Raw genomic sequence first — 23,330 nt, 5'->3', positions numbered from 1 at the left:
CGTATTTTTGGGATATGATACCAGCATTTACGATAAGCGAAAGGACGCAGCATTTTCTAGGATTGGAAGAGCAATATGGCGCACACAACTATCACCCGTTGCCGGTGGTGTTGGAGCGTGGCGAAGGTGTTTTTTTATGGGATGTGGATGGTAAACGTTACTACGATTTTCTCTCCGGATATTCCGCTGTTAACCAGGGACACTGCCATCCCCGGATCATTGCATCACTGATAGAACAGGCGCAGAAACTGACGCTGACCTCGCGGGCATTTCACAGTGACCTGCTGGGCGAATACGCACAGTATATTACCAGCTACTTTGGTTATGATAAAGTACTGCCCATGAATACCGGCGTGGAAGCGGTGGAAACAGCGCTGAAGCTTTGCCGGCACTGGGCTTATATGGTTAAGGGCATTCCAGAAAACAAGGCGAAGATCATTGTCTGCTCCAATAATTTCCATGGCCGTACCCTCAATGTGATTTCCTTCAGTACCGATCCGGTGGCCCGAAATAATTTCGGACCGTTTATGAGCGGTTATGAGGTGATCCCCTACAATAATCTGGCAGCACTGGAACAGGCCCTGCAAGACAAGACCGTAGCCGGTTTCCTGGTGGAGCCTATTCAGGGTGAAGCTGGTGTGGTAGTACCTGACGACGGATATCTGTCCAAAGCCCGTGCTTATTGCCAGGATGCCAATGTGCTGTTCATAGCAGATGAAATCCAGACCGGCCTGGCCCGTACCGGCCGTATGCTGGCCTGTGACCATGAAAATGTACGCCCGGACATCCTGATACTGGGTAAAGCCCTCTCCGGTGGCGTGCTGCCGGTAAGCGCTGTACTGGCAGACGATGAGATCATGCTGACCATCAAACCGGGAGAACATGGTTCTACCTATGGTGGCAACCCACTCGCTTGTAAAGTGGCCATCACAGCGCTTCAGGTGCTGAAAGAGGAAAAAATGACGGAAAATGCAGCTGCTATGGGACAGCTGTTACGCAAGGGACTGCAGGACCTGCAATCTCCTTATATAAAAACCGTGCGCGGAAAAGGACTGCTCAATGCCATCGTGATCAATCATGCCGATCCGGAAGCAGCCTGGGACCTCTGCCTGACTTTAAAAGAAAACGGCCTGCTCGCCAAACCCACCCATGGCGACAAGATCCGATTTGCTCCACCACTGATCATGACTGCAACGCAGGTTTCGGAATGTGTTCAGATCATTCAGAAAAGCATCGAAAAAGCGTTCAGCTAACCGCAACTATGACAGCACCACACAAGGCTATCCGCAGTTCCGGATGGAAAACCGACTTCCTGATCGGCTTTCCGGATGGTTTGTTCCTGCTCTTTTTTGCCACACAGGTTGTACAAATCTTCCCGCTGGAAGTACAGACCTTTTACAATATCCAGCTCTGTATCCTGGCGGCAGGCAGCCTGCTGGTGATGTACAGCGCCTATCAGGCCAATAAAGGCGATGCCCAGCACGACAGCGCCCTCCTCTCCGATGATGAGCGGCGTAAACTGGCTCATCTCGACATCAACGACCATACCATCGCACAAATTGCCGATGAAATGCAGAAAGATGCCGCGCAGTGGGAAACAACCCTGCAGCAGGAACAGGTGGTGGAAACAACGTTTAGCCGTCCACGTGCTATCCTGAGCGCATTGTTTACCGCCTTCTTCTTTTTGTTGGGTGGAATGTTGTCTGTAGGGCCTTATTTATCGAACGAGAATTTTCCGGCTGCTTCGCAAACCAGTATGATGCTGGTTTTCCTGGGGTTGACCGTATTCAGTTTTATAAAAGCGAAAGTAACTAACCAGCGCCCATTACCCATTGTCATCCGGTATTGGCTGATGGGCGCCGGTGTATGGTGTGGGGCCTGGCTACTGCACAAGATTTTCTGACCCCATAGAAATTTTCGAATTTTGTTATTTTCGAATTTTGCTATTTTTTGATGGAGTTGGAGTAAGCAGTACACATACAAATGCTACCGCAGCCGCCACTACCGAAATATACAGTGCAATACCCGGTTGCGGGCAAACACCAGCCTCACAGCGGGAAAACAGCAGCATGTTACGGAAGGACCATGCCAGCAGAAAACCAGCCACAAAAAGGTTCATTCGCATCACCCACTCATTCTTCACCAGGAAAATAATCACTGCCAGTACCGCCAGGAAAATATTAAGTTTTCCCGGTTCTCCATAGCTGGATCCGGCGGTGTTTAATCCCGTAAATACCAGATGCCGGTTTTCGATCACCGCCCATGGGAAAAATGCACAAATAATCACCACCACCGCAGCAATAATTCCGATAACAGAAGTCTTAGACATGTAATTCATTTTAATAAGAAGCGCAAGTTAGAGATTTTTTGATTTTCGATTTTTTGATTTTGGAATTTTGGGGAGAGATTAAAATATGTCCCTCATCTCCCTAAAATCAAAAAATCGAAAATCAAAAAATTTCAACATTTATTTAGCTCCCGGTTCGCAATGTGCGCGCAGGTAGTTGGTATACAGGGTAGACAGATGCGTGAAGGTACCCTCTCCTTCCGAAATACTGTGTGTCCGGTTAGGATAGGCCATGAACTGAATTTGTTTGTTGTATTTGATCAGTTCATTGAGCAGCATCTCCGCGTTTTGATAATGCACGTTGTCATCTCCGGTACCGTGTATGTACAGCAGATTTCCCTGCAGGTTCCTGGCGTAGGAGATCGGCGAACCTTTTATAAAATCTTCGCGGTTCTCTTCCGGTAATCCCATATAACGTTCCTGGTAGATATTATCATAGGTCAGCTGATTGCCTACAGCGGCAATAGCGATACCGGTTTTGTAGATGTCCGGATACTGGAACATCAGGTTGAGCGTCATGGAGCCGCCGCCGCTCCAGCCCCATACAGCCGTACGGGCAGGATCGATGAAGGCGTATTTTTTCATGAGCGCCTGAGCTGCCTGCGCCTGGTCGCGCGCATTGAGCACCCCTACTTTGCGGTAGATGCTTTTGCGCCAGTAGCGACCTTTAGGCAGCGGCGTGCCTCTGTTGTCCATAGAAGCGTAGATATAGCCATCTGCCGCCATGTCACCATCGTAGAGGAAGTTGCGGCCGGTGCCGGCTACGTCGCGGGTGGTAGCGCCGGCAGGTTCGCCGTATACATAAAATACGATCGGGTATTTTTTGGCGGGGTCGAAGTTTTTAGGTTTTCGCATCCAGCCACCGATATTAAACCCGTCGGCTGTTTGTACCTCAAAATACTCCACGCATTTACCTGCGGTAGCGGCCTGTTTCAGCGCCCGGGCAACTTCAGGGCTGCTTTTGTGCGCCGGCAGTTCCACATTCTCGCTGACAGGGTACATGCAGGCGTTGCTGAAGGAATGCACCGCCCAGCTGCTGTAAGGTGAAATATTGTATTCATGTGAACCTGGCTGGTCGGCCGGGGTGATGCGTTCCGCTTTGCCGCCGTTCAGCGGGAGGCGGTAAAGGTATTCCTGTACCGCGTTGTCCGGTGAAGCGGTGAACCAGATCTGGCCACCGGCTTCATCTATTTTAGCGATGGTCATCACGTCGTAGTTACCGGGAGTGAGCAGCGTGGCTTTTCCGCTTTCGGTGGAGATGCTGTACAGATGGCGCCATCCGTCCTGTTCACTTACCCAGATAAAGTCTTTGCCATTGCGGATAAAGTCCCATCCGGCAATATTGTCGTCATCCCAGCGGGATTTCACGTCAATCCAGGCGCTGTCTTTTTCCCCGTACAACGTATGTACCTTGCCGTTAGTTGCGTCGCAGAGCATGATTTTGCTTTCGTTCTGCTTGCGGTTGAGCTGTTGGATGATCAGTTGTTTTTTACCGGGCACCCATTCCATGCGGGGGATATAATGCTGTTGCTGGTCCCCGGGAACGTCCATCCAGCGGGTATCGGCCGTGGCGATGTCCACCACGCCTACACGGCAGGCAGAAGGGCTTTGACCAGCCACGGGATATTCTACCGGCACATTAAAGGAGTAGATGGAATCGGTATTATTGATCATGAGGAAGTCGCGGATTTTGGTCGCGTCTATTTGCCAGTAAGCGATGCTTTTGCTGTCGGGGCTCCAGCGGAAGCCGTCGCGGCAACCGAATTCTTCTTCATATGCCCAGTCGAACGTGCCATTGATAAAACGGCGGGTACCGTTGGTGGTCAGCGCTTTAATGGCGCCGGTGGCCAGGTCTTCCACGTAGAGATTGTGTTCACTCACATAGGCGGCCTTAGTGCCGTCAGGTGATAACTTGGCGAACATCAGCGAAGATGCGGCATGACCTTTGCCTAACTGTTGAAGTTTGCCGGTGGTAAGGTCCAGCAACCAGTAGTCACCGCGGGTTTCATAACGCCATACTTTTTTTGAATTGGTGTAGATCAGCAATTTTTTTTCATCTGCTGAAAAAGAGAAGTCCCGGATAGGTAGTGCTTTGGCGGCGCCTGCGGGAGTATACTTTCCGGCTGGCACCATGACTGTGGGGGCGGCACCTGATAAGGGAGTAGCGACAATGCCCTGCGGTTCGGCCTTTAAAGTGGCCCGACCATCGCGCGACCATCTGATTCCTTTGCCTGGTTGTGCGAACAGGGTGAAACAGCTCACCACCACCAAGGCTACCAATAGTGTTATTTTCTTCATTGTGGATATATAAAACACAATGGTAACCAAATTTTTAAAAGTAAAAAGGAAGATTATGGCCAGTGGAGCTGAAAGCGTGCCGGAAGGTCAACTTTTGAAGATATAACCTTTTTTAATCTTTTTTGCCAAATGTGGATAAAAAAGCTTTCACATAGGAAAAAGTTTATTTCTTTTTTTCTATTTTTATGCAAATATTAATAATTAAATAATGATTATCAGTTTGTTAGTTAACTGATCAACCACTGTAAAAACAATCTCAAATCCTGGAAAAACCATTTGACTATGATACAAGTTACCTTATCTTATAAAGACCGCGAATTTTTTCAATTTGAAGACACTTTTCTGGCCCAGATAGCGGAGAACACCAAAAAGCTGCTCTATGCCCTGCTGGAAGATATATATGACCTCCTGGCGCTTGAAAAAGGCCGTTTCCGTATCAATCTCGATCATCAACCCAAAATTGAAGTAGAAGGCTTCAGCAACGACCTGCGTAACCAGATAGAACGTACCCTGCGCGGCGAATACGACTACGATTATTGATATCCCGCCGGTAGTGCGGATATTCCTGCATACTGATTATCTTAGCGCGAAAATCAGACAGGGGAATGTCACTCACCTACATACAGGGGCTGGAGTTATCCGGCACTTTTGCTTTCGCCGTTTCCGGAGCAACGGCAGCCATCAATAAATCCTACGACGTTATAGGGCTGCTGGCCCTGGCCTTTATCACCGCTATTGGCGGCGGTACTATCCGTGACCTCCTGATCGGCGCTACCCCGGTAGCCTGGATGACCGATGAACTCAGCAACACCGCCATCATTCTTGCGGCTGTTATTGCGGCCGTCTTTTTCTCCTACGTAAAAATACTGCAACGCTGGCTGAACATCTTCGATGCCATCGGCCTCGGCATGTTTACCATCACCGGTATCAATAAAGGTATCGCTGCGGGACTGCCTATTCCGGTATGTGTAGCCCTTGGGGTTATCACCGGTGCTTTCGGCGGGCTGCTCCGCGATGTGATCACCGGCGAACAACCCGTCCTCTTTACCCGCGAAATTTATGCGGTGGCTTCCCTCGCCGGCGGCTCCCTCTTTGTGCTGGCCGGTATTTTCACGCATATACCCGGAGGCGTTATTCAGAGTATATCCGTTACCGTTATAGTGGGCATACGCTTGTTAAGTCTGCGTTACAACTGGCAGTTGCCCCGTATCCGGCAATAAAAAATATTCTTCCGGGAAATTGAACTTTGGGAAATTACGAATTAATAAATTTCCTATATTGAGGTATGATGTCTCTGTTCGATAACTACTTTGCATTTGCCACCACCGTGTTTATGGGATTGCTGGCCATCGTCAATCCGATTTCCGCTATACCGGTTTTCATGGAGCTGACTTCCTACATGGATAAAAAAGCCAAACGCAACATCGCTACCAAATCGGTGCTGGTGGCTTTTTGTATCATCCTTGTTTTCAGCGTGGCAGGCAAACTGATCTTCCATGTGTTCGGGATTACGCTGGCTGCACTGCGGGTTACCGGCGGTATCCTGGTATTTGTGATCGGATATGAGATGGTCAGAAGCAAGGAAGAAGCCGCGCAGGCGCAGAAACTGGGCGACCAACCTGTTAAAGCGGACCAGGGCATCAGCGTGGCCATCACTCCTCTCGCCATGCCATTACTGGCCGGTCCCGGCGCTATCACCACCTCTATGAGCTATTCCGCGGCCAAAGACCTGACCCATCTTGCCATCGTTATGGGCGTATACGCCATTATATGTTACATCACTTATCTCCTCTTCATCGCCGGCGAGCGCATTGTCCGCGTTATCGGCACCAATGTCATGATGGTAGTGACCAAAATGATGGGGCTGATCCTCGCTGTGATAGGCGTTCAAATGCTGGCCCTCGGCATTAAGGAACTGTTCAACCTGTAATTTTTATTTCTTGTCAACAATTTCAAAACGTTTCGTGTTATTTAAACAATGACGCAAGCGAGACAGTCTTATAGTTATTCTGTGATTTGACAAACAGCTATTGGCGTTGACCACTTTGAGTTTATCCACAAAGATCATCCAGGGAATTGTTGACCCGACATGACAAAATATTATTTATTGCAGAGCAGTCTGATTTAACCACTCCTCCATTATCTCAGTTTTACAACGATTCATGTCGAAAGGCATGTCAGGATATCCGTATACCATAAAGTTTTTAGTTGAACAACAGGTAAATATCCGTTATTGATTACTAGGTGGATGTTACCGTTCCCTTTTTTCAATAGGAACAAAAGAAATCAATATAGACGGAACAGTTAGCAAAAAGCCGTCCCGAATCATCGGGACGGCATGTTTTTTTTAGAAAGTCCTGATCAGTGAATGGTAATACCATCCTTGATTTCATCGGTAGCATTCACCATCACCTCATCTCCTGCTTTCAGGTTGCCGAATACTTCTGTAGAATCATTATGATGATTACCTTCCTGCACATCTACCCACTGCGTGCGGTGGTCTTTTACCACGATCACATATTTTTTTTCAGTAGACATCACCACCGCCGATGCCGGTACCACAAGGGCTGCAGCAGAACCGTTGACCGGCATCGTAATTTCTGCATACATGCCTGGCTTCAGTTCACGGGAAGTATTCGCCACGTCCACCTCCACCGCCTCGGAGCGGTAACGGTCATTTAAAGTGCCGGCTTCACGGGAAACGGCGCCTTTAAATACTTTCCCCGGCATAGCATTCACGCTGAAGTTAACCATTGATTGTCCCATCAGCTGGCCGCTATAGATTTCCGGCACCTGTAACACAAGCCTCAGTTTATCTTCCTGTTCCAGCATCAGCATAGGTTTATCTCCCACTTTGGTATCGGGTCCTACCAGTGCGCCGGGATGTATATTTCTCTCCGTGATCACACCATCAAAGGGGGCCGTTACCGTGAGATAGTCCCGCATCGCGCCCCGGGCGCGGAAATTAGCCTGCTCACTGTTCATCAGGGCACTGTCGCCCAACATCCGGGCTTTGGACAACTCCAGGTCGTGGGCGGAAATAGTACCGGGTGTTTCGTCAGCAGTGGCAATGGTGCGCTCGTAGTTGTCTTTACTGGCCGCATACATAGCAGCTGCTTGTATATACTTGGACTTCGCCGCATAAAACTGTTGCGTGATCTCCGGCGCTTCCAGCACCAGTAACACCTGTCCTTTTTTCACACGGGAGCCGCGGTCCACCATAATACGGCTTACGAAACCATTCACGCGGGGATAGATACTTACTTTCTGAAATGCTTCCAGTGTGCCCGGCAGGCGGATGCTGCCCGACAGCGGCTGTTGTACTACTTTGGCAAACTGGTACTGCCTTTCATGCGCCACCGGTTTGTATTCAGGGGCAGCAGCCGAATGACAGGCCGCCAGTGCAACCACCAGGCCCAACATCATCCAATTAGCAGTCATATTTTTCATATATATTTTTTTTATGTTGAATTAAAGATCTGCAGGCATTAAAGAAGGAGATTCAAGGGTGGCTGTTTTCTGCATCCGTGCGTATACCAGCGGCAGTATCAGCAAAGCAGCCAGTGTGGAGGCGATCAGTCCCCCTATCACAGCACGGCCCAGCGGCGCTGTCTGATCACCGGCTTCCCCGAGGCCCGTGGCCATCGGTATCATACCGGCTATCATAGCGAGGCTTGTCATCAGGATGGGCCGTAAACGGATGCCCGCACTCACCACCGCGGCTGTACCCGCATCGTTATAGGACAACCGCAGTTTCTCCGCATTGGTGACAATCAGAATGGCATTGGCCACTGATACGCCGGTAGACATGATCATGCCCATATAGGATTGTAGATTAAGCGTAGCGCCTGTCATCAGCAAAGCCAGTAAAGCACCGGCAATTACCGCAGGCACCGTTACCAGTACCACCGCCGACAGCCTGAAGGACTGATAGTTGGCTGCCAGCAGCAGGAAAATCACCGCTACGGCCATGGCCAACCCGCGTTCCAGGCTTTCCAGCGTGTCCACCAACAGGCTTGATGCACCTTTCAGTTCCACCACGAGTCCCTTGGGCGGCGTGCCGGCGTCGCTCACCACTTTTTGTACCGCCGCGGTAGCAGCGCCCAGATCTTTACCGGTGATATTGGCACTAACGGTCACGAATCTACGTGGACCGGCACGGTCATATTCGCCGGGCATTTCCGTCGTCCGGAAGCTCGCTACGTCCGCCAGCACAGGCCTTGGCTGCCCTGGCACCAGCGGTATCTCTTTTAAGTCATTGATAGCTGTCATGCTGTATTCCGGTACCTGTACCTGCACCTGGTACGTGTAGGCCACTTTCTCATCCAGCCATTGATTTTTTTCCGTAAAGCGGCTGGAAGAAGTGGATGCTGTCACTGACCGGGCCACCTGATAAATATTCAGTCCCATCTGCGCCAGTTTGAGACGGTCAATCTCAATACTGATTACCGGAAAATGCAGCGGCTGCGCTATCTGCACATCCCGCAGGAAAGGTATCTGCCTCAGTTGCGACACCAGCCCTTCCGCATAACCGGCAATCTGTTTCATGTCTTTCCCGGCCACCCGCAGCTCTATGGGCGTGGATGCCCCCTGCGCCATGATCTTCTCAGTGAGGTCTATCGGTTCAAATGACAGGCGGATCTCCGGTATCTTAGCGGTAATATTCGCCCGCAGCTGATCTTTCAGCTTCTCTATATCTGCTTTGTAATCTTCATCCAGGTTCACCTGTAACACCGCTTCGTGCGTGCCACTATTGAAGATGTACAGGTTACTGGTACCATAACTGCTGGGGATCAGGCCTACATAGGCAGAACTGATTGACACATGTCCGTTGACAGTGCTGTCAATGATATGAAGCACTTCATGCAGACTGCCTTCTGTCCGCTCCAGCCGCGTACCATCCGGCATACGCAGCCGCAACTGAAACTGCCCGGCGTTCACATGTGGCATAAGGTCCTTCCCTATCCACCAGTAGCAGCCACCAGCCAGCAACAGCGAACCAACGACATATATCCCGACAATCAACCCGGAACGTTTCATGCTGTTTTCCAGTATGCGGACAAAACGCCCCTTGAAACGTTCAAAGCCATCTTTCTTCACCTCCGGCATCGTTTCCTGGTGCTGCAGATGTTCGTTTACTTCTTTGATCTCCGCATTGTCCAGCGCCAGCCCGGCATGGCTGTGGCCATGACTGAACTTCTCCGCTTTCAGCCACCAGTTGGAGACTACAGGCACCAACGATTGCGCCGCGAAGAACGAAGCAATCATCGCAAAACCGATGGACAGTGATAATGGCAGGAACATCGCGCGAGGCACGCCGGTCATGATAAAAGACGGCGCAAAAACGGCGAGGATACATAACAGGATCAACAACAGCGGGAAAGCTATCTCCTCGCAGGCATCGTAAATAGCGCGCCTGACGGGTTTGCCCATTTCGAGGTGCTGGTGTATGTTCTCGATGGTCACCGTGGCCTGGTCTACCAGGATACCGATAGCCAGTGCCAGTCCGCTGAGCGTCATGAGATTGATGGTTTGTCCAGCCAACTGCAATCCCAGCACCGCACAGAGCACAGCAATTGGAATGGTGACTACTACCACCAGGCAGCTGCGCAGGTCACGCAGGAACAGCAGTACCATGAGGCCTGTGAGCAATGCACCCAGCAAACCTTCTGTGATCAGGCTTTTCACCGCGTTGATCACAAATACAGACTGGTCAAATTCATAGGAGACTTTTACATCGTCTGGCAGGAGGCTTTGCATCTCCGGCAGTTTGGCTTTCAGTTTTTTCACCACGTCCCAGGTAGAAGCATCTGCTGTTTTCACCACCGGGATGTACACCGAGCGTTTGCCATTCACCAGCGCGTAGTCCACCGTTACGTCGGCCGCATCGGCCACGCGGGCCACATCTTTGACGAACACGGTGGCGTTGCCGTTGGTAACAATTGGAATTTCCCCGAAGTCTGTCACTTCTTTTTCGAGGGAGTTGATCGTGGTCACGAACATAGTGTTATTGATGCGGATATTGCCCGAAGGCGTCATCACGTTATTCTTGGCGATCGCTTCCACCACCTGATCGGCCGACAGGTTGAAGCTGCGGAGGCGCTGTGGGTCTACGTTCACCACTACCGAGCGGGAGTTGGCGCCAAAGGGCGGCGGCGCGGACAATCCCGGCACCGAAGCAAACATAGGCCGGATACGGGTTGCCGCGAGATCGTAGATCTCCTTCAGCGATTTATTGGGACTGCTGAAAACCAGCTCCCCTACCGGCAGCGACGACGCGTCGAAGCGCAACACCTGTGGCGGCAGGGCCCCCGGCGGGAAAAACTTCATGGCCCTGTTCACCTGTAAGGCCACCTGGGCTGAGGCTTCCGCCATATCTGTGCTCTCGTAGAAGGTAAGTTTCAATAACGTTAACCCCTGTATGTTTTTGGTGGTGATATTTTTCACGCCGTTCACATACAGGAACTGGTCCTGCAAACGAGTGGCAAAAAAGCCTTCCATCTGTTTCGGTGACATGCCCCCATAGGGTTCTATCACGTAGATAGTGGGCAGGTTCAGTTTGGGAAATATATCGATGGGTATACTGAATATAGCCAGAATAGAAAACAGCAGCAGACCGGCGGTGAGCACCACCACCGTGACCGGTTTTTTCAGGGCTGAAGAGACTAAAGACATAAGCGTTACTTTAAAATGAAAACCGGTATCATTCTCAGAGGCTGTTGATCAGCTGCCCGAGATTATTGTCGGCATAAGCCGCACGGAACAGTGCTTTCCAGGCTTCGTCGTGGGCCTGTACCAGGTCCGTTTCCGCCCGGTTCAGCACAAACAAGGCATTGGTGACTTCGATGATACTGGTAAGACCATGTTTATACAGTGCCATTTTCTGTTTGGCGGCAGCCTGTGCCGCCTGCAGTTGCAGGGGCAGTTCTTTCAGTTTGGCCTGTGCCGTTAGTATGTCGGCCTGTGCCTGCTGATACAGGCTTTGCAGGTTGGTCCGCGAGGTTTCCAGTTCCTGCGCTGCGGCGGCGGATTTCTGCTTTTGTACCGCCATCTTATCACGCGTATGTTTCAGATCGGCCACATTCCAGGTGATGCCCAGCCCGAGCAGGTAGTTGTACCGGCTGTATCCCAGTCCGCTGAAGAGATTTTTATCATACACGTCATTGAAGCTACCGCTGGAGCCGCGCATCCATCCGGCGGCCATCAGGTTCACTTTCGGCAGCAGCTGTCTGCGTACCACCTGTTCCTGTGCCTGCTGGCGCTGGTACAGCGCGTGGTAGTATTCCAGCAACGGATGGCTGTCTGCCGGCCGAAGCGAATCCGGTTGCAGCAGTTGCGGTAAAGTGGCGCCGCTTCCAAATAGCGGCAGCACCTGGGTGGTGTCCAAGCCTGTAAGGGAAGCCAGTTCGATACGTACCTGATTGTACCGGTTGGACACCTCCAGCAGGCTCAAACGAGCTTTAGATAATTCCGCCGCAGCGATGGCGCTGTCCACACCGGGTTTCAGGCCATGTAGCACGATGGCCGTCACGGCACGGGCCATCTCCGCATTACGCCGGATATTGTCTGTCTGTATTTGTTGAAGTTCGTTTAGCCGTAATAGTTCCAGATAATCTCTGACCACCGTCACGGTGAGCTGGTTGGTTGTATTGCTCAGGTCAGCTTCATTCACATGCAAATCCTGGCGGGCGGCCGCTTTTTGCGTGCCGTAGGCGCCAAAGTTATAGATCTCCCACTGCATGGATGCCATCGCGATATTACCGCTCATGAGGGCAGCATTATTGTCTGCCCGGATACCACCAGAGGTGGAAGGGATCATACCCATGGTAAAATAGGACCCATAGATACTGTTGTCAGTACCTGCATCCACCTGCTCATGTAACCTGAGGGCTGGGTACCAGTTGTGTTTCACATCAGTAACGTTGGCCTCTCCTGCTTTCACAAGCGCCTGTTTCGCCTTCACGGCAGGATAATGGGTCAGGGCCAGGTCTACAGCCTGTTTAAGCGAAAGGCTGTCTGCGACCGGTCCGGCGAATAAAGAGGTGAACGGCAGCAGACATAGCAATAGCCCATACCTCTTTTTCGCGGTCATATGTATACGCATAGTTCGCTGAAAAGATTAGTAAAATGATGTACGATTTTTTGATGTACGGATTTTGTGATTTGACGGAGACAAGACTCCCTTTAAATCAACAAGCCGTAAATCAAAAAATTCCTAAATAGAATAAGAGGTTATGGGCGGGCCTCGCCAGCTTCGGAGCGGAACGGGAACGTTGAGATAAGGATTGCAGTGATATCCTGTTCGGGTATCATCTACATAAATAAAATACGGGGGAAGGGAGGTACAGTATATGGAACATACCTGGCTGTGACTGTCGTTGATGCCTACCGGCCGGCGCTTCAACTTTTTGATAGTCGTCTTGTACCGGGGAGTATGTTTCAGCAGATACTGCGTGAAGCTGAAAGTATGCTGGTTATTTTGGGAACGCGCATAACTATCGCCCTGCTCCACTTGCGGGAGCACACAGACAGTAATGAGTACAAGGAATAACAGCCTTAGTATTTTCACATCCAACCAACTTAATGTCCACTAAGATATTGAATGAGACTGGCTTTTAGCAGACCACTCATCACATTTTAATCATATTTTAATACCCGGGAAAATCAGAAAAAGCAGACCAGACAAAGTTCTTCCATCTTCAGCATGGCGTTGGCAAGACGGAAGTCCTGCATGGGGAAACAGGCAAATGACTGGTATTCATCCAGTGCTGGTCCTATGGCGACAATCTTCAGATCAAAAGCTTCCAGTTGTTCATTAAAATGGTCCAGCAGCGCCTTGGCGAAATCTTCCGCGGCTTGTATATCTTCATATTCTTCCGGCGTGGGCGCCTCCAGGATGGCGCCTGTTCTCACCAGCGGGGACAGTTCATTGAGGGCAAACACGCCTTCGTCGGACAAAGTTCTCCATTCAAAATCCGTCAGGTTGCCCGTTTGTTGCAACGACACCTGCAGCTCCTCCCATATCGCGATCACGTTGGCAGGGACATTGTCCGGCAGGTTATTGATCTGTTCTTCTGCTTCGTCTTCTTCAAAAATATCGAGGTAGAGCTGGGATAACAATTCCCGCGCATTACCCTGTGCCTTCAGTTTATCAAACATCTTCAATTCCCTTACCATAGCATTCCAGCGCAAGGTAAGCTCTTCCACATCTTCCGCCAGCAGCTCATCGGTTATCATAACGGCCGCCTCTTCCAGCTTGTAATTGTCCAGCCGGCTTTTTTTCACGATCAGCTCTTCTCCTTCAAACGACAGTTCATAAGTAGCGCAATTCAGAAAGCGCGTACCAATCACTACTTTGTCGGGAAATATTTCGTGAATAACATCTTCTTCCGTGTCGATATGAGAATTACCACCGGGCTGTCCGAATGTATTGGTCAGCCAGTTAAAGTCCGCGAGTGATATACCTGTTGGCATCATCATACAATAAAATTGATCACCAAATGTAGTGAAATTAGCTGAGGACACCGAGAGGCATGCCTACCTTCCCTATCAGTAAAGGCAGATCAGGCACAACGCTTCCAGCTGCCTGTGGAGCTGCGGCAACATCCAGGAAGGGAAACAGGCGAAGGCCTGATAGGGATCAACATTGGGGCCCATTGCCACTATTTTTAGTCCGGTATGCTCCAGTTGCCGGTTCAGCGTAATCATTTGTTCCCGGAGAAAATTATCCTGCTCCATACATTTCTCAAACTCTTCACTGGTCAGCGGCCTTAACCGGATACGGGAATTTGCCAGCGGGGCTAGTTTCTCAAAGATAGTGTTCACACCGGGATGTTCAAATGTAGGCCACATGGTGTAACCGAGATTACCCGCCCGTGTCAGCGCATCTTCAACCAATTTCCATATAGGTCCAATCTCCGGAGGTACCACTGCCTTCAGTTTACTGATCCGCTTCCGGGCATCCTTTTCTTCCAGGATAAGCTCGTAGAGCGCTGCCACCTCGTCTCTCACATTATCCCTGTTTTCAAACCGCTCCTGCTGTTTCAGCTCACGCACCAGCACCTCCCAGCGTACCGATAACTCCACGATATCTTCCGGCAACAGGATGTTTGTAGATCTCTCCTGATTATTGCCTGCCTGTGAATCCCCGACCCACTTTTTGTAGACCGCCAATTGATCTCCATTCAGGGTGAGCTCAAAAATCTCGTCTAAATTGAATCCGGTGTGGAACACAATGCGATCAAGATATATGTGATGTATACGCAAGTGATAGCTTTCGAGGAATTCGCCACCAAGGGGATCACCAAATTTACCGGTCACCCATTTAAATTCTTCTATAGGGATAGTTGTTATCAGCATCAGTACAAAATGAAAAGTTGGTCATTAAAGGTAGTTCATTTAACTAAAGGAACTATTACAAGTGCAACGTATGCATAAATACGTGATGCATTACGGAATCGTGGAATCCCAGGTTCCCAGGGCTTCAGCCCTGGGCTACGATGTTATTCAGTTCCTTACAACGAAAAAGCTGGCTTAAATAGCCAGCTTTTTCGTTGTATAATCTGTAGATTGAAGTCTATATTGATCTTCGCTCATCAGGTAAATCAGCAATAATCATGATCATCACAGTTACAGTTTGATTTTGATGCCTGCGTTGGCGCCTAAACCACCAATATTGATATATGATTTCAGGTCATTGGAAGGTTCATTATCGTTTCGGTAATATACCTTACTACCGATCTGGTTGATGGGCATATTGGAGTTTTTATCCAGCGTAGTAACGTATTTGGTGTGTCTCTCCGCCACACTGAGATCACCGAGGCCGCGTGTCGGTTGACCGGGAACCGGCGCCACCACCGCACCGGTAGAGGCATTCACGATGTTATTGGTTTGGTCAAAGGCAGTCACTTCTTTTTCCTTACTTCTCACCGGCACATTGCGGTATTCCCCTTCCACGAAGATGTCTATACGGCGACTCACGTAGAAGTTTACACCGATAGCGCCCTGAAAGCCCAGGGTGATGTTAGGTTTCACTTCCTCTTTGCGGTGGATAATGGTCTGCACCATGGTACCGGGCGGAATACCGGCCGGGCTGGTGAGCTGGTCCACATCGGTATCAATATGGAGGCGGCCCCATAATGGTATCACGAATCCTACACGGACATATGGATTTACTTTCTCAAATCCCGCGTTCAGCACCAGCGAAGGCGCAAAGTCAATAGCATTTACATACCCGTGCGATTCCACACTGGTCAGTTGTTTACCGCTGCCGGCCAACGTGGTGAGGTTTTTTGTCATCAGGTTTTTCCGGCTGTGGTAGTAGTTAAATGAAGCTTCCACCGCCATATACCTGTTGATATTGTATCCTAAAGCGATCCCTCCTCTCGCGCCTTCGCCGTAGGAGCCTGTGAGCACTTTACGGCTAATGGTGTCCAGTGGATTGGGACGTGTGGGATTATATTCAGTATGCAGGTCCTGCGGTGGAAACGGACCAACATTCGGGAACTGTCCCGGGAAAACACTAAAGAAGTAACCACCGGTTACTTTGAGATAAAATTTTGATTGTTGTGGATGTCTGCCGGTAAGCTCCTGGGCCTGGACGCTTCCTGCGAGGGTTAATGCCAGCATAGTGGCTGAAAACAGGTGCACTTTTTTCATAAACAGTGGTTTTGGTGAGATGGTTTTTCAACCTATCGGAAATTAACGAATTGTTATCATATAACAAGCATCCCACCAAACTGTTTAGAAAGCTTCGGCCAGTGACAGATATAATCCTTTCTGCCTGGACTCGCCGTCTCTCTTCTCCCCAACGGCATAGTCTATACGAATAGTCAGTTTTGCGTTTTCATCGTAGAAGTAGCGGATGCCACCGCCAAAGCTGGGCTTAAAGCCATTGAGTGCAAAATTGTGGTTATTGAACACAGAACCCGCGCCGGCAAAAGCAGCCAAAGCGAACTTCGGCCAGATGTCCACAAACCATATTTTGATATGCATTTGGGGATCAATCAGGTACCGGTATTCCGCCTGCCCTGCCAGATAATTCTGATCACGGTAACGGCCGGTGTAATAGCCGCGCATCATATTATCATTCCCCATTTCGGACAACAGGTAAAAGGGCAGTTTGTCGCCCTGCAGACTGTTGAACACGCCATTCAGTCCCAATGTGCTTTTGGGAGACAGTGAAATAAAATGAGAACCCTGCGCTTCCAGCTTGAACAGTGGTTCCGAGCTGACGAACGCCGGTGCATAGGCAGCATTCAACCGCAGCCACCAACCTTTGCGGGTATAGTTCTGGTTATCGCGGTTATCAAAAATACCAGTCAGGCCGATGAAAGTCACATGACCTCCTTCCTTGCCCACCAATGACATCGTATTGTAGATGCCTTTATCATCTTTGCTGCTGTAGGAATCGTTTTGATATAACAGTGAAGCGCCGGCATAAAAGTGGCCGGTAATGCGGCGTTCTGCTTCCAGCTGCGCTTTATAGCGGGTATTATTTAACAGGGAACGGTCATCATGGCGGGTTTCGTTACCAATACCGAAGAAATACAGCGGAAAATTATGGTACCGCAGATTGCCTTTGTAGTGCCAGGTATTGCCGCGGGTCCAGATATTGGCCTTCAGATCTATTTTGAACTGGCTCTCAGTGGTAACCGCCGGAATCAGGTTAAGGGTGGAGTTACGGGTGGTGATGTCCGGGTTTTTATTGTCTGTATAAAAAGAATACAACATGGCTGCGCCAATTTCCAGTCCTTTTTCCTGGGAATAGCCCAGGACCGGCAACGGGAAGAAACTACGCTTCCGGAATGCAAGACTATCCGCCGGAGTGGGCGTATTACCTTTAGAAACTGTATCCTGTTGCGCCTGGGTACCTATGGCCAATGAAACGAACAACGCCGTGATAGTAAGTGCTTTATACATGGCCGCAAATGTACACTATAAACAATTACGAATAACGAATGATGAATGACGAATGGAGGGTTGTTTATAGCAAGATTACTTAGTACTCGCTCCAACAGGGATTCCATCATTCGTCATTCGCAATTCGTAATTTTTAACGGTCCGAGTGGCCCAGTTGTTTGTCAGGTGCTATCAGATCGCGGACAAGTTGTTTCAGGAATTTTATTTCCGGGAAATGTCCGGCTTCTTTCCGGTCAAAGACCGGTTGCTCGTTCAGGAAGATCGTATAAGTGCCGGCAGTTTCACTGGGACGCAGTGTTACTCCTCCCAGTTCAGCATGGAAGGTAGTCAGCAGTTCCTGCGCCATATAGGCAGCCCGGAGCAGCCAGCCGCACTTGGGGCAATATTCGATGGTAATGACCGGTTTCATAATAAATGACTGATGTTTAGGATTTTAGGGAACGCGGCATGCTCGACAAGTTTATCCGTTACCGGTAGTCGCCCCGTTTGCCGGAAAGATACGACTGTATTCGGATTTCAGCGAACATAACACAAAAATCACACGTCCGGCGCCACAATTTATTGCCTGTTCTTTTGAATCGTCCGCCTTTATCTTTATTTTTATGCCATAATTAAAGCGTACGTCCCCGAATCGCTCTACTATGTCACAGCCAACAATAATACTTTATGCTGCCGGCCATACCTTTGAAAAAATGTATTTTTATTCCCCTATGTTTATTGCTTCTGTCCCCTGCCACCAGAGCGCAACAAAGCGGAATAGACAGCCTGCAGCACAACCTTAATGCGCACCTTCAACGGGACACTGTCAGAGTGGACCTGCTGAACCAACTATCACGCCTATACTTTACCAAAGACGCAGGCATTGCTGCCCGTTTGGGGGAAGAAGCCCTCGATATCAGTAATGAACTGGACTATGTCAAAGGTAAAATATGGGCTACCCGTAACCTTGCCCTCGTAGAAAATACCAAGGGCAACCTGGACAAACAATTGCAGCTCACCTTCACCGCCCTGAAACTCGCAGAGGCGCAGGCTGAACCGCGCACCCTCGGCATCCTGAACAATGATGTGGGCAATATCTTCACGGAACAAAACAGCCCGCGGGACGCATTGATCTATCTGCTTAAGTCCCTCCAGATAAAAGAGCAACTAAAAGAAATCCCCGAGATCAGTAAAACCCTTAACAATATTGGCTCTGCCTACATCGCCCTGAAAGAAACCGATTCCGCCTTACTATATTTAACCAAATCCGAAAAGCTCAAACTGTCACTGCGGGATGAGCGCGGACTGGCCTATACCTATGAGAACATGGGCATTGTGGCCATGTTGGAGCACCGGTATGAAACTGCGTTGCGCTATCATGAGCTATCGGCGCAGTATTACAAGAACACCGATAACCTGCCCGGCATCACCAAGGCCAGCCTGAACCTGGCGGAGGTGCAAACCCTGTTGGGCGACCTGAACAGCGCAGAAAAAAATCTGGATACGGCCCTGGCCATCAACGAGAAGCTGGGCAACGTGAAAAATGAGATGATCTATTATAAGATCCGCTCCAAACTGGACTCCGCACGGCATGATTACGCTTCCGCCCTGAAACACTACCAGGCTTTCAGCGAGCGCAACATCGATTACTTTAATATAGAGAAGATCCGGCAGATCACCCGCTCTACCATGAAATATGAAGCGGAGAAAAAACAACGGGAAAATGTGATGCTCAAAAAGGAACAACAGCTGCATCTGGCCACTATCCAGCAGCAGCGGGTGCTGGTACTGTCCGGCGCCGCCCTGTTCCTTGCCCTGCTGCTGATCACCGCTATGGTGTACCGGCTGTACAAACACCAGCAGGAACTCTACCAGCAGCTGAACAGCAAGAACCAGGAAGTATCCCTGCAAAACCACATCATCCTTGAACAGAACGCTACACTCGAAAATCTCAACCAGGTAAAAGATAAAATATTCTCCGTCATATCCCACGACCTGCGGTCGCCGCTGGCCATTCTCGAAGGACTCTTGTTTCTCCTGAAAGATGAAAAGATTGATGCCCAGCAATTCCGCTTCTATACCGATGAACTGTGGCGCGATGTAAAAAACACCGCGTACATGATGGACAATATGCTGCAGTGGGCCAGCAACCAGATGAAAGGCATCAGCGTAAAAGCCGATGACTTTGACCTGACGCTGCTGCTCAACCAGGAATTTGAGCTGTTGCAAACCATGGCCCGGCAAAAAGATGTAAAGCTTACCCATGAGCTGAAAAGCGCCATCCTCGTATATGCCGACCCCGATATGATTAGGCTGGTGCTGCGTAATCTGATCAATAACGCCATCAAATTTACGCCCGGTGGTGGTGAAATTGTGCTCAAAGCGCAGCTGGAAAAGGGTGAAGCGCAGGTGTCCGTAAAAGACAATGGTACCGGTATCCCTACCGATGATCAGCATCGTATTTTCTCCAATATATACTACTCTACCACCGGCACACGGAATGAGAAAGGCTGCGGCCTTGGACTACATCTGTCCAAAGACTTCGTGGAGCGCAACCATGGCCACATCTGGTTTGAAAGCAAACCCGGAGAGGGCAGCTGTTTCAGTTTCACCGTTCCGCTCTCCGACGAACAGGATATTAACACCCGCGGCTATACGGTTGTGCTGCAGGACAACCCGGTCAGCGGCATGAGCGTATTGCGAAGGTAGTTTACACCAGCCCGAATGCCGTTGTGTGTTTGATCTCCGTCATGACGAAGGAGCTATGCACCTGTGCAATATTTTCAATAGCCGCCAGTTTGTTGGTCAGGAAATGCTGATAACGCCGCATATCGTCTACCACTACCTTCAGCAGGTAGTCGAATGTACCTGCTACGTGGTAACATTCCATTACTTCCTCCATCTGGCTGATGGCCAGTTCAAATTTTTTCAGTAGCGGCTGTGAATGCAGTTGCAGCGACACATTACAGAAGGCTACCAGTGTTTTGCCTATTTTCTCCGGGTGCAGCAGGGTCACATAATTCCGGATAACGCCCATTTTCTCAATTTTTTTCAGCCGTTCGTAGGTCGGGGTAACGCTCAGGCCTATACGGTGTGCTATTTCCTTGGTGTTGAGGCGGGCATTTTCCTGGAGCACTTCCAGGATGCGGCGGTCTGTTTTATCGAGTACGTCCATAGCAGAAGGTTTTATCTGAAAAAGCGGCCGCAGGCAGTCACTTTTAGTCAATTTAAACTACAATAAACATAAAACTAGTATATATTTTCTGATTATTACACAATACTGGTTCATTTCAATGGCATTTACCTAGCTTCGCAGCATCATACACCTGTAATTGCCGATTATGAAAGATCACCCGTTACCTGCCGCCGATGCGGCTATGCTGGACCGTTTGCTGACTGAAGTACAGGGCCATACTCAACATTTCCTGGGCTATCCGGTATCCAAAGATTTTGACTACACCCCTCTTTTTCCTTTTTTACAATATCCGCTCAATAACCTGGGAGATCCTTTTGTGGATTCCACCTATACCGTAGGTTCCCGGGAGATGGAAAGATATGTTGTGGAGTTTTTTGCCCGGCTGTTCCGTGCACCGGCCAACGACTGGTGGGGCTATGTGACCAACGGTGGTTCAGAAGGTAATCTCTATGGGCTGTACCTCGCACGGGAGCTGTATCCCAAGGCGATGGTGTACTATTCCGAAGCCACCCACTACAGCGTGCAAAAGAACCTGCATCTGCTGAACATGCCCAGTATTATGATCCGTACGCTGCCCAACGGGGAGATCGACTATGATGACCTGGAGCAGACCATGGGCATGAACCGGCATATGCCCGTGATCATGCTGGCCAATATTGGCACTACCATGACCGAAGCCAGGGATGATATAGGGCGTATTAAAGACATTCTGAAGCGGCTGGCCATCCGGCATCATTACATTCATGCTGACGGAGCGTTGTCCGGCAGTTATTGCGCATTTTTAGACCCAAGGCCCGCCTTTGACTTTGCAGATGGTGCTGACAGTATCGCCATCAGCGGGCATAAATTTATAGGCTCCCCCATCCCTTGCGGCGTAGTGGTAGCCAAAAAATCCTACCGTGACCGGATTGCCCGTTCTGTTGCCTATATCGGCAGTATGGACACCACCATCACTGGTTCAAGAAACGGCCACAGTCCGTTGTTTCTATGGTACGCGCTGAAAAGCCTTGGCCTTGCCGGCCTGGAAAGAAGGGCCCGGCACAGCCTGTCCGTAGCAGCCTATGCAGTTGACCGTTTGCAGGAAAACGGCATTCAAGCCTGGCGCAACCCCGACTCCATTACGGTGGTATTTCCGGAACCACCCGGAAATATCCGCCGGAAGTGGCAGCTGGCCTCAGAAAACGGCTGGTCGCACATTATCTGTATGCCGAATGTGGAAACGTCCCAGATTGATACATTGCTGGCAGAGATGACTGCTGCTTCGGTGATGGTTTAGCCTTTACCACCTTCCGCGATAGCGATAATTTCCGTATTGAGCGCCCGTTTGATCAGGCGCTCCTTTTCCTTGTCCGGATGTGGCACCAGCAGTTGTACTTTGAACTGTACAAAATCTTTTTTTATCTCCAGGGTTTTGAGGGAGAAACTATCTTCCCGGTAGTAACGCTGATAGGCTTCTATCGACCTGCGCAGGCGCATTTCCAGCTCTTCCGGCGTGAATTTATGTTTGTGGTCCAGTTCAAATTCGAGGCTCAGTTTTTTAATATTCTGTTTGGACTGGTTTACAATGATGCTGGTAAACACCACTGAGTTAGGAATGATAACAATATCGTCGTCATCGTTCTGCAGTACCACATTGATCAGGGTGATATCCATGATGCGGCCTCTGTATTCCCCTATCCTGACCTGATCGCCGAGAGAAAGCTGATCAGAAAACATCACGATCAGCCCATTGATCATATTAGAGATATAATCTTTTGTTAATAATGCGATCGCAGCGGCCACGATGGTGATGCTGGTGATGAGCTGCATCAGGTCTTTTCCGAAAAAGATGGGAATGGCCAGCAGGAAGAAGGCCGTATTCATCACAGAAGTGATGCGGTTAATCCCCAGTATGAAGTTATCTTTCTCCAGTGGTTTGGTGCGGTGGCGGCGGGTATACCATGACAGTATCACCAGCCATGCGATGGAAATGACGATGTTGGCGCCCAGAAAAAATGAAAGGGCGTTGGTGATTTTAAATAACCACTGGAACTTATCGTAGAATGCAGGATGTTCAACATTAAAATATACGATACCGGAGTAGATCAGCAGTTTAATTACAAAGATGATCCGCTCACGGCGGTTGGTGTTTTTATAGGTCTTATCGGTTACCATCATAGTTATGCCACACGCTTTCCCGCAAAAGTACAAAAGGCGCGCGGCTAAAAAAAGCGGCTCATGTGAGGAGGCTTACAGTTCTCCCATTTTGTTCAGTATTTCCGTCCAGATAATGCGGGCTATTTGTTCACTTTCCACAATACGCAGATTGCCTTCCGGAGTGTCTGTATGATCTATCATGAAGGTCTGGGAATGGGGTTGAAAATCGTCCATTACATGTTCGCGGACATCTGGGATTACCTCATAAATGGTTTCAAAAGCGATCCTGTTGATACTAATAGTCAGGCCGTATGGTTTTCCTTTAATCATCACCGTGATGCTGTGTTTTTCCATACAATCTGGTTTTGATCCACCATGAAAAGTGCAAGAGGTATGCCATATAAAAAGACCGGTGACACTCGGTTACCGGTCTTTTTTTGTATATAAACAGAA

General features: G+C 49.6%; 21 protein-coding genes. 7 read left to right on the top strand and 14 right to left on the bottom strand.

Annotation, left to right across the window (positions count from 1 at the left end):
- The first annotated feature begins 14 nt into the window (after positions 1-14).
- A complete protein-coding gene (rocD, locus tag HHL17_RS18680; RefSeq protein WP_169226329.1) occupies positions 15-1,253 on the top strand; it encodes an ornithine--oxo-acid transaminase in 1,239 nt (412 codons plus the stop codon).
- An 8-nt stretch (positions 1,254-1,261) separates the two neighbouring features.
- Complete coding sequence (locus HHL17_RS18675; protein WP_169226328.1) at positions 1,262-1,903, top strand: VIT1/CCC1 transporter family protein; 642 nt, start codon at positions 1,262-1,264, stop codon at positions 1,901-1,903.
- A 24-nt stretch (positions 1,904-1,927) separates the two neighbouring features.
- Here the strand turns inward: HHL17_RS18675 and HHL17_RS18670 are convergent, their stop codons facing one another.
- Both HHL17_RS18670 and HHL17_RS18665 read right to left on the bottom strand, forming a co-directional pair.
- Positions 1,928-2,329 (bottom strand): hypothetical protein, encoded by a 402-nt coding sequence (locus HHL17_RS18670; protein ID WP_169226327.1) that lies wholly within the window; start codon positions 2,327-2,329, stop codon positions 1,928-1,930.
- A 138-nt stretch (positions 2,330-2,467) separates the two neighbouring features.
- Complete coding sequence (locus tag HHL17_RS18665) at positions 2,468-4,645, bottom strand: S9 family peptidase (RefSeq protein ID WP_169226326.1); 2,178 nt, start codon at positions 4,643-4,645, stop codon at positions 2,468-2,470.
- Between the two features lie 282 nt (positions 4,646-4,927).
- Here HHL17_RS18665 and HHL17_RS18660 point away from each other — a divergent pair, with 282 nt between their 5' ends.
- From HHL17_RS18660 to HHL17_RS18650, 3 genes are all read left to right on the top strand, one after another.
- Positions 4,928-5,185 (top strand): hypothetical protein, encoded by a 258-nt coding sequence (locus HHL17_RS18660; RefSeq protein ID WP_168874326.1) that lies wholly within the window; start codon positions 4,928-4,930, stop codon positions 5,183-5,185.
- Positions 5,186-5,250: 65 nt separating this feature from the next.
- A complete protein-coding gene (locus HHL17_RS18655) occupies positions 5,251-5,865 on the top strand; it encodes a trimeric intracellular cation channel family protein (protein WP_169226325.1) in 615 nt (204 codons plus the stop codon).
- 65 nt (positions 5,866-5,930) lie between these two features.
- Positions 5,931-6,575, top strand: coding sequence for a MarC family protein (locus HHL17_RS18650; protein WP_206156087.1), 645 nt, complete (start codon positions 5,931-5,933; stop codon positions 6,573-6,575).
- Positions 6,576-7,006: 431 nt separating this feature from the next.
- On the opposite strand, the gene HHL17_RS18645 is transcribed toward HHL17_RS18650, so the two are convergent.
- From HHL17_RS18645 to HHL17_RS18605, 9 genes are all read right to left on the bottom strand, one after another.
- Positions 7,007-8,095, bottom strand: coding sequence for an efflux RND transporter periplasmic adaptor subunit (locus HHL17_RS18645; protein ID WP_169226324.1), 1,089 nt, complete (start codon positions 8,093-8,095; stop codon positions 7,007-7,009).
- A gap of 21 nt (positions 8,096-8,116) precedes the next feature.
- The gene (locus HHL17_RS18640) at positions 8,117-11,320 is read right to left on the bottom strand and encodes an efflux RND transporter permease subunit (protein WP_169226323.1); all 3,204 of its coding nucleotides are present in this window, start codon (positions 11,318-11,320) and stop codon (positions 8,117-8,119) included.
- 34 nt (positions 11,321-11,354) lie between these two features.
- Positions 11,355-12,749: a TolC family protein gene (locus tag HHL17_RS18635; RefSeq protein ID WP_169226322.1), complete on the bottom strand. Its 1,395-nt coding sequence runs from the start codon at positions 12,747-12,749 to the stop codon at positions 11,355-11,357.
- Positions 12,750-12,860: 111 nt separating this feature from the next.
- The gene (locus HHL17_RS18630) at positions 12,861-13,214 is read right to left on the bottom strand and encodes a hypothetical protein (RefSeq protein WP_169226321.1); all 354 of its coding nucleotides are present in this window, start codon (positions 13,212-13,214) and stop codon (positions 12,861-12,863) included.
- Between the two features lie 95 nt (positions 13,215-13,309).
- Positions 13,310-14,125, bottom strand: coding sequence for a DUF6630 family protein (locus tag HHL17_RS18625; RefSeq protein WP_169226320.1), 816 nt, complete (start codon positions 14,123-14,125; stop codon positions 13,310-13,312).
- 69 nt (positions 14,126-14,194) lie between these two features.
- The gene (locus HHL17_RS18620; RefSeq protein WP_169226319.1) at positions 14,195-15,004 is read right to left on the bottom strand and encodes a hypothetical protein; all 810 of its coding nucleotides are present in this window, start codon (positions 15,002-15,004) and stop codon (positions 14,195-14,197) included.
- 270 nt (positions 15,005-15,274) lie between these two features.
- On the bottom strand, positions 15,275-16,303 hold the full coding sequence (locus HHL17_RS18615; RefSeq protein ID WP_169226318.1) for an outer membrane beta-barrel protein: 1,029 nt from the start codon (positions 16,301-16,303) through the stop codon (positions 15,275-15,277).
- A gap of 84 nt (positions 16,304-16,387) precedes the next feature.
- Positions 16,388-17,566, bottom strand: coding sequence for a BamA/TamA family outer membrane protein (locus HHL17_RS18610; protein ID WP_169226317.1), 1,179 nt, complete (start codon positions 17,564-17,566; stop codon positions 16,388-16,390).
- A gap of 133 nt (positions 17,567-17,699) precedes the next feature.
- A complete protein-coding gene (locus HHL17_RS18605; protein WP_169226316.1) occupies positions 17,700-17,975 on the bottom strand; it encodes a SelT/SelW/SelH family protein in 276 nt (91 codons plus the stop codon).
- 308 nt (positions 17,976-18,283) lie between these two features.
- On the opposite strand from HHL17_RS18605, the gene HHL17_RS18600 reads away from it, so the two are divergent.
- Complete coding sequence (locus tag HHL17_RS18600; RefSeq protein ID WP_169226315.1) at positions 18,284-20,254, top strand: ATP-binding protein; 1,971 nt, start codon at positions 18,284-18,286, stop codon at positions 20,252-20,254.
- Between the two features lies 1 nt (position 20,255).
- Here HHL17_RS18600 and HHL17_RS18595 read toward each other — a convergent pair whose 3' ends face one another.
- Positions 20,256-20,720, bottom strand: a complete 465-nt coding sequence (locus tag HHL17_RS18595; RefSeq protein WP_169226314.1) for an Lrp/AsnC family transcriptional regulator — start codon at positions 20,718-20,720, stop codon at positions 20,256-20,258.
- Between the two features lie 166 nt (positions 20,721-20,886).
- On the opposite strand from HHL17_RS18595, the gene HHL17_RS18590 reads away from it, so the two are divergent.
- A complete protein-coding gene (locus tag HHL17_RS18590; RefSeq protein WP_206156086.1) occupies positions 20,887-22,017 on the top strand; it encodes a histidine decarboxylase in 1,131 nt (376 codons plus the stop codon).
- Here HHL17_RS18590 and HHL17_RS18585 read toward each other — a convergent pair.
- Both HHL17_RS18585 and HHL17_RS18580 read right to left on the bottom strand, forming a co-directional pair.
- Entirely contained in the window at positions 22,014-22,898 is an 885-nt protein-coding gene (locus HHL17_RS18585; protein ID WP_206156085.1) for a mechanosensitive ion channel family protein, read from the bottom strand. The genes HHL17_RS18590 and HHL17_RS18585 overlap by 4 nt on opposite strands.
- 72 nt (positions 22,899-22,970) lie before the next feature.
- The gene (locus tag HHL17_RS18580) at positions 22,971-23,231 is read right to left on the bottom strand and encodes a hypothetical protein (RefSeq protein ID WP_169226313.1); all 261 of its coding nucleotides are present in this window, start codon (positions 23,229-23,231) and stop codon (positions 22,971-22,973) included.
- Positions 23,232-23,330 lie beyond the last annotated feature (99 nt).

Source organism: Chitinophaga fulva (assembly GCF_012927205.1).
GTDB classification, from domain to species: domain Bacteria; phylum Bacteroidota; class Bacteroidia; order Chitinophagales; family Chitinophagaceae; genus Chitinophaga; species Chitinophaga fulva.
The sequence above is the reverse complement of the archived record's forward strand: the minus strand, read 5'-3'. Positions and strand labels throughout refer to the sequence as shown.

Bases quoted from the DNA above. Each gene is read 5' to 3' on its own strand.
- HHL17_RS18675 (WP_169226328.1), top strand. From the start codon at position 1,262: ATGACAGCACCACACAAGGCTATCCGCAGTTCCGGATGGAAAACCGAC.
- HHL17_RS18595 (WP_169226314.1), bottom strand. From the start codon at position 20,720: ATGGACGTACTCGATAAAACAGACCGCCGCATCCTGGAAGTGCTCCAG.
- HHL17_RS18580 (WP_169226313.1), bottom strand. From the start codon at position 23,231: ATGGAAAAACACAGCATCACGGTGATGATTAAAGGAAAACCATACGGC.
- HHL17_RS18615 (WP_169226318.1), bottom strand. From the start codon at position 16,303: ATGAAAAAAGTGCACCTGTTTTCAGCCACTATGCTGGCATTAACCCTC.
- HHL17_RS18585 (WP_206156085.1), bottom strand. From the start codon at position 22,898: ATGATGGTAACCGATAAGACCTATAAAAACACCAACCGCCGTGAGCGG.
- HHL17_RS18655 (WP_169226325.1), top strand. From the start codon at position 5,251: ATGTCACTCACCTACATACAGGGGCTGGAGTTATCCGGCACTTTTGCT.
- HHL17_RS18645 (WP_169226324.1), bottom strand. From the start codon at position 8,095: ATGAAAAATATGACTGCTAATTGGATGATGTTGGGCCTGGTGGTTGCA.
- HHL17_RS18605 (WP_169226316.1), bottom strand. From the start codon at position 17,975: ATGAAACCGGTCATTACCATCGAATATTGCCCCAAGTGCGGCTGGCTG.
- HHL17_RS18635 (WP_169226322.1), bottom strand. From the start codon at position 12,749: ATGCGTATACATATGACCGCGAAAAAGAGGTATGGGCTATTGCTATGT.
- HHL17_RS18590 (WP_206156086.1), top strand. From the start codon at position 20,887: ATGAAAGATCACCCGTTACCTGCCGCCGATGCGGCTATGCTGGACCGT.
- HHL17_RS18665 (WP_169226326.1), bottom strand. From the start codon at position 4,645: ATGAAGAAAATAACACTATTGGTAGCCTTGGTGGTGGTGAGCTGTTTC.
- HHL17_RS18660 (WP_168874326.1), top strand. From the start codon at position 4,928: ATGATACAAGTTACCTTATCTTATAAAGACCGCGAATTTTTTCAATTT.
- HHL17_RS18650 (WP_206156087.1), top strand. From the start codon at position 5,931: ATGATGTCTCTGTTCGATAACTACTTTGCATTTGCCACCACCGTGTTT.
- HHL17_RS18625 (WP_169226320.1), bottom strand. From the start codon at position 14,125: ATGATGATGCCAACAGGTATATCACTCGCGGACTTTAACTGGCTGACC.
- HHL17_RS18610 (WP_169226317.1), bottom strand. From the start codon at position 17,566: ATGTATAAAGCACTTACTATCACGGCGTTGTTCGTTTCATTGGCCATA.
- HHL17_RS18640 (WP_169226323.1), bottom strand. From the start codon at position 11,320: ATGTCTTTAGTCTCTTCAGCCCTGAAAAAACCGGTCACGGTGGTGGTG.
- rocD (WP_169226329.1), top strand. From the start codon at position 15: ATGATACCAGCATTTACGATAAGCGAAAGGACGCAGCATTTTCTAGGA.
- HHL17_RS18620 (WP_169226319.1), bottom strand. From the start codon at position 15,004: ATGCTGATAACAACTATCCCTATAGAAGAATTTAAATGGGTGACCGGT.
- HHL17_RS18670 (WP_169226327.1), bottom strand. From the start codon at position 2,329: ATGTCTAAGACTTCTGTTATCGGAATTATTGCTGCGGTGGTGGTGATT.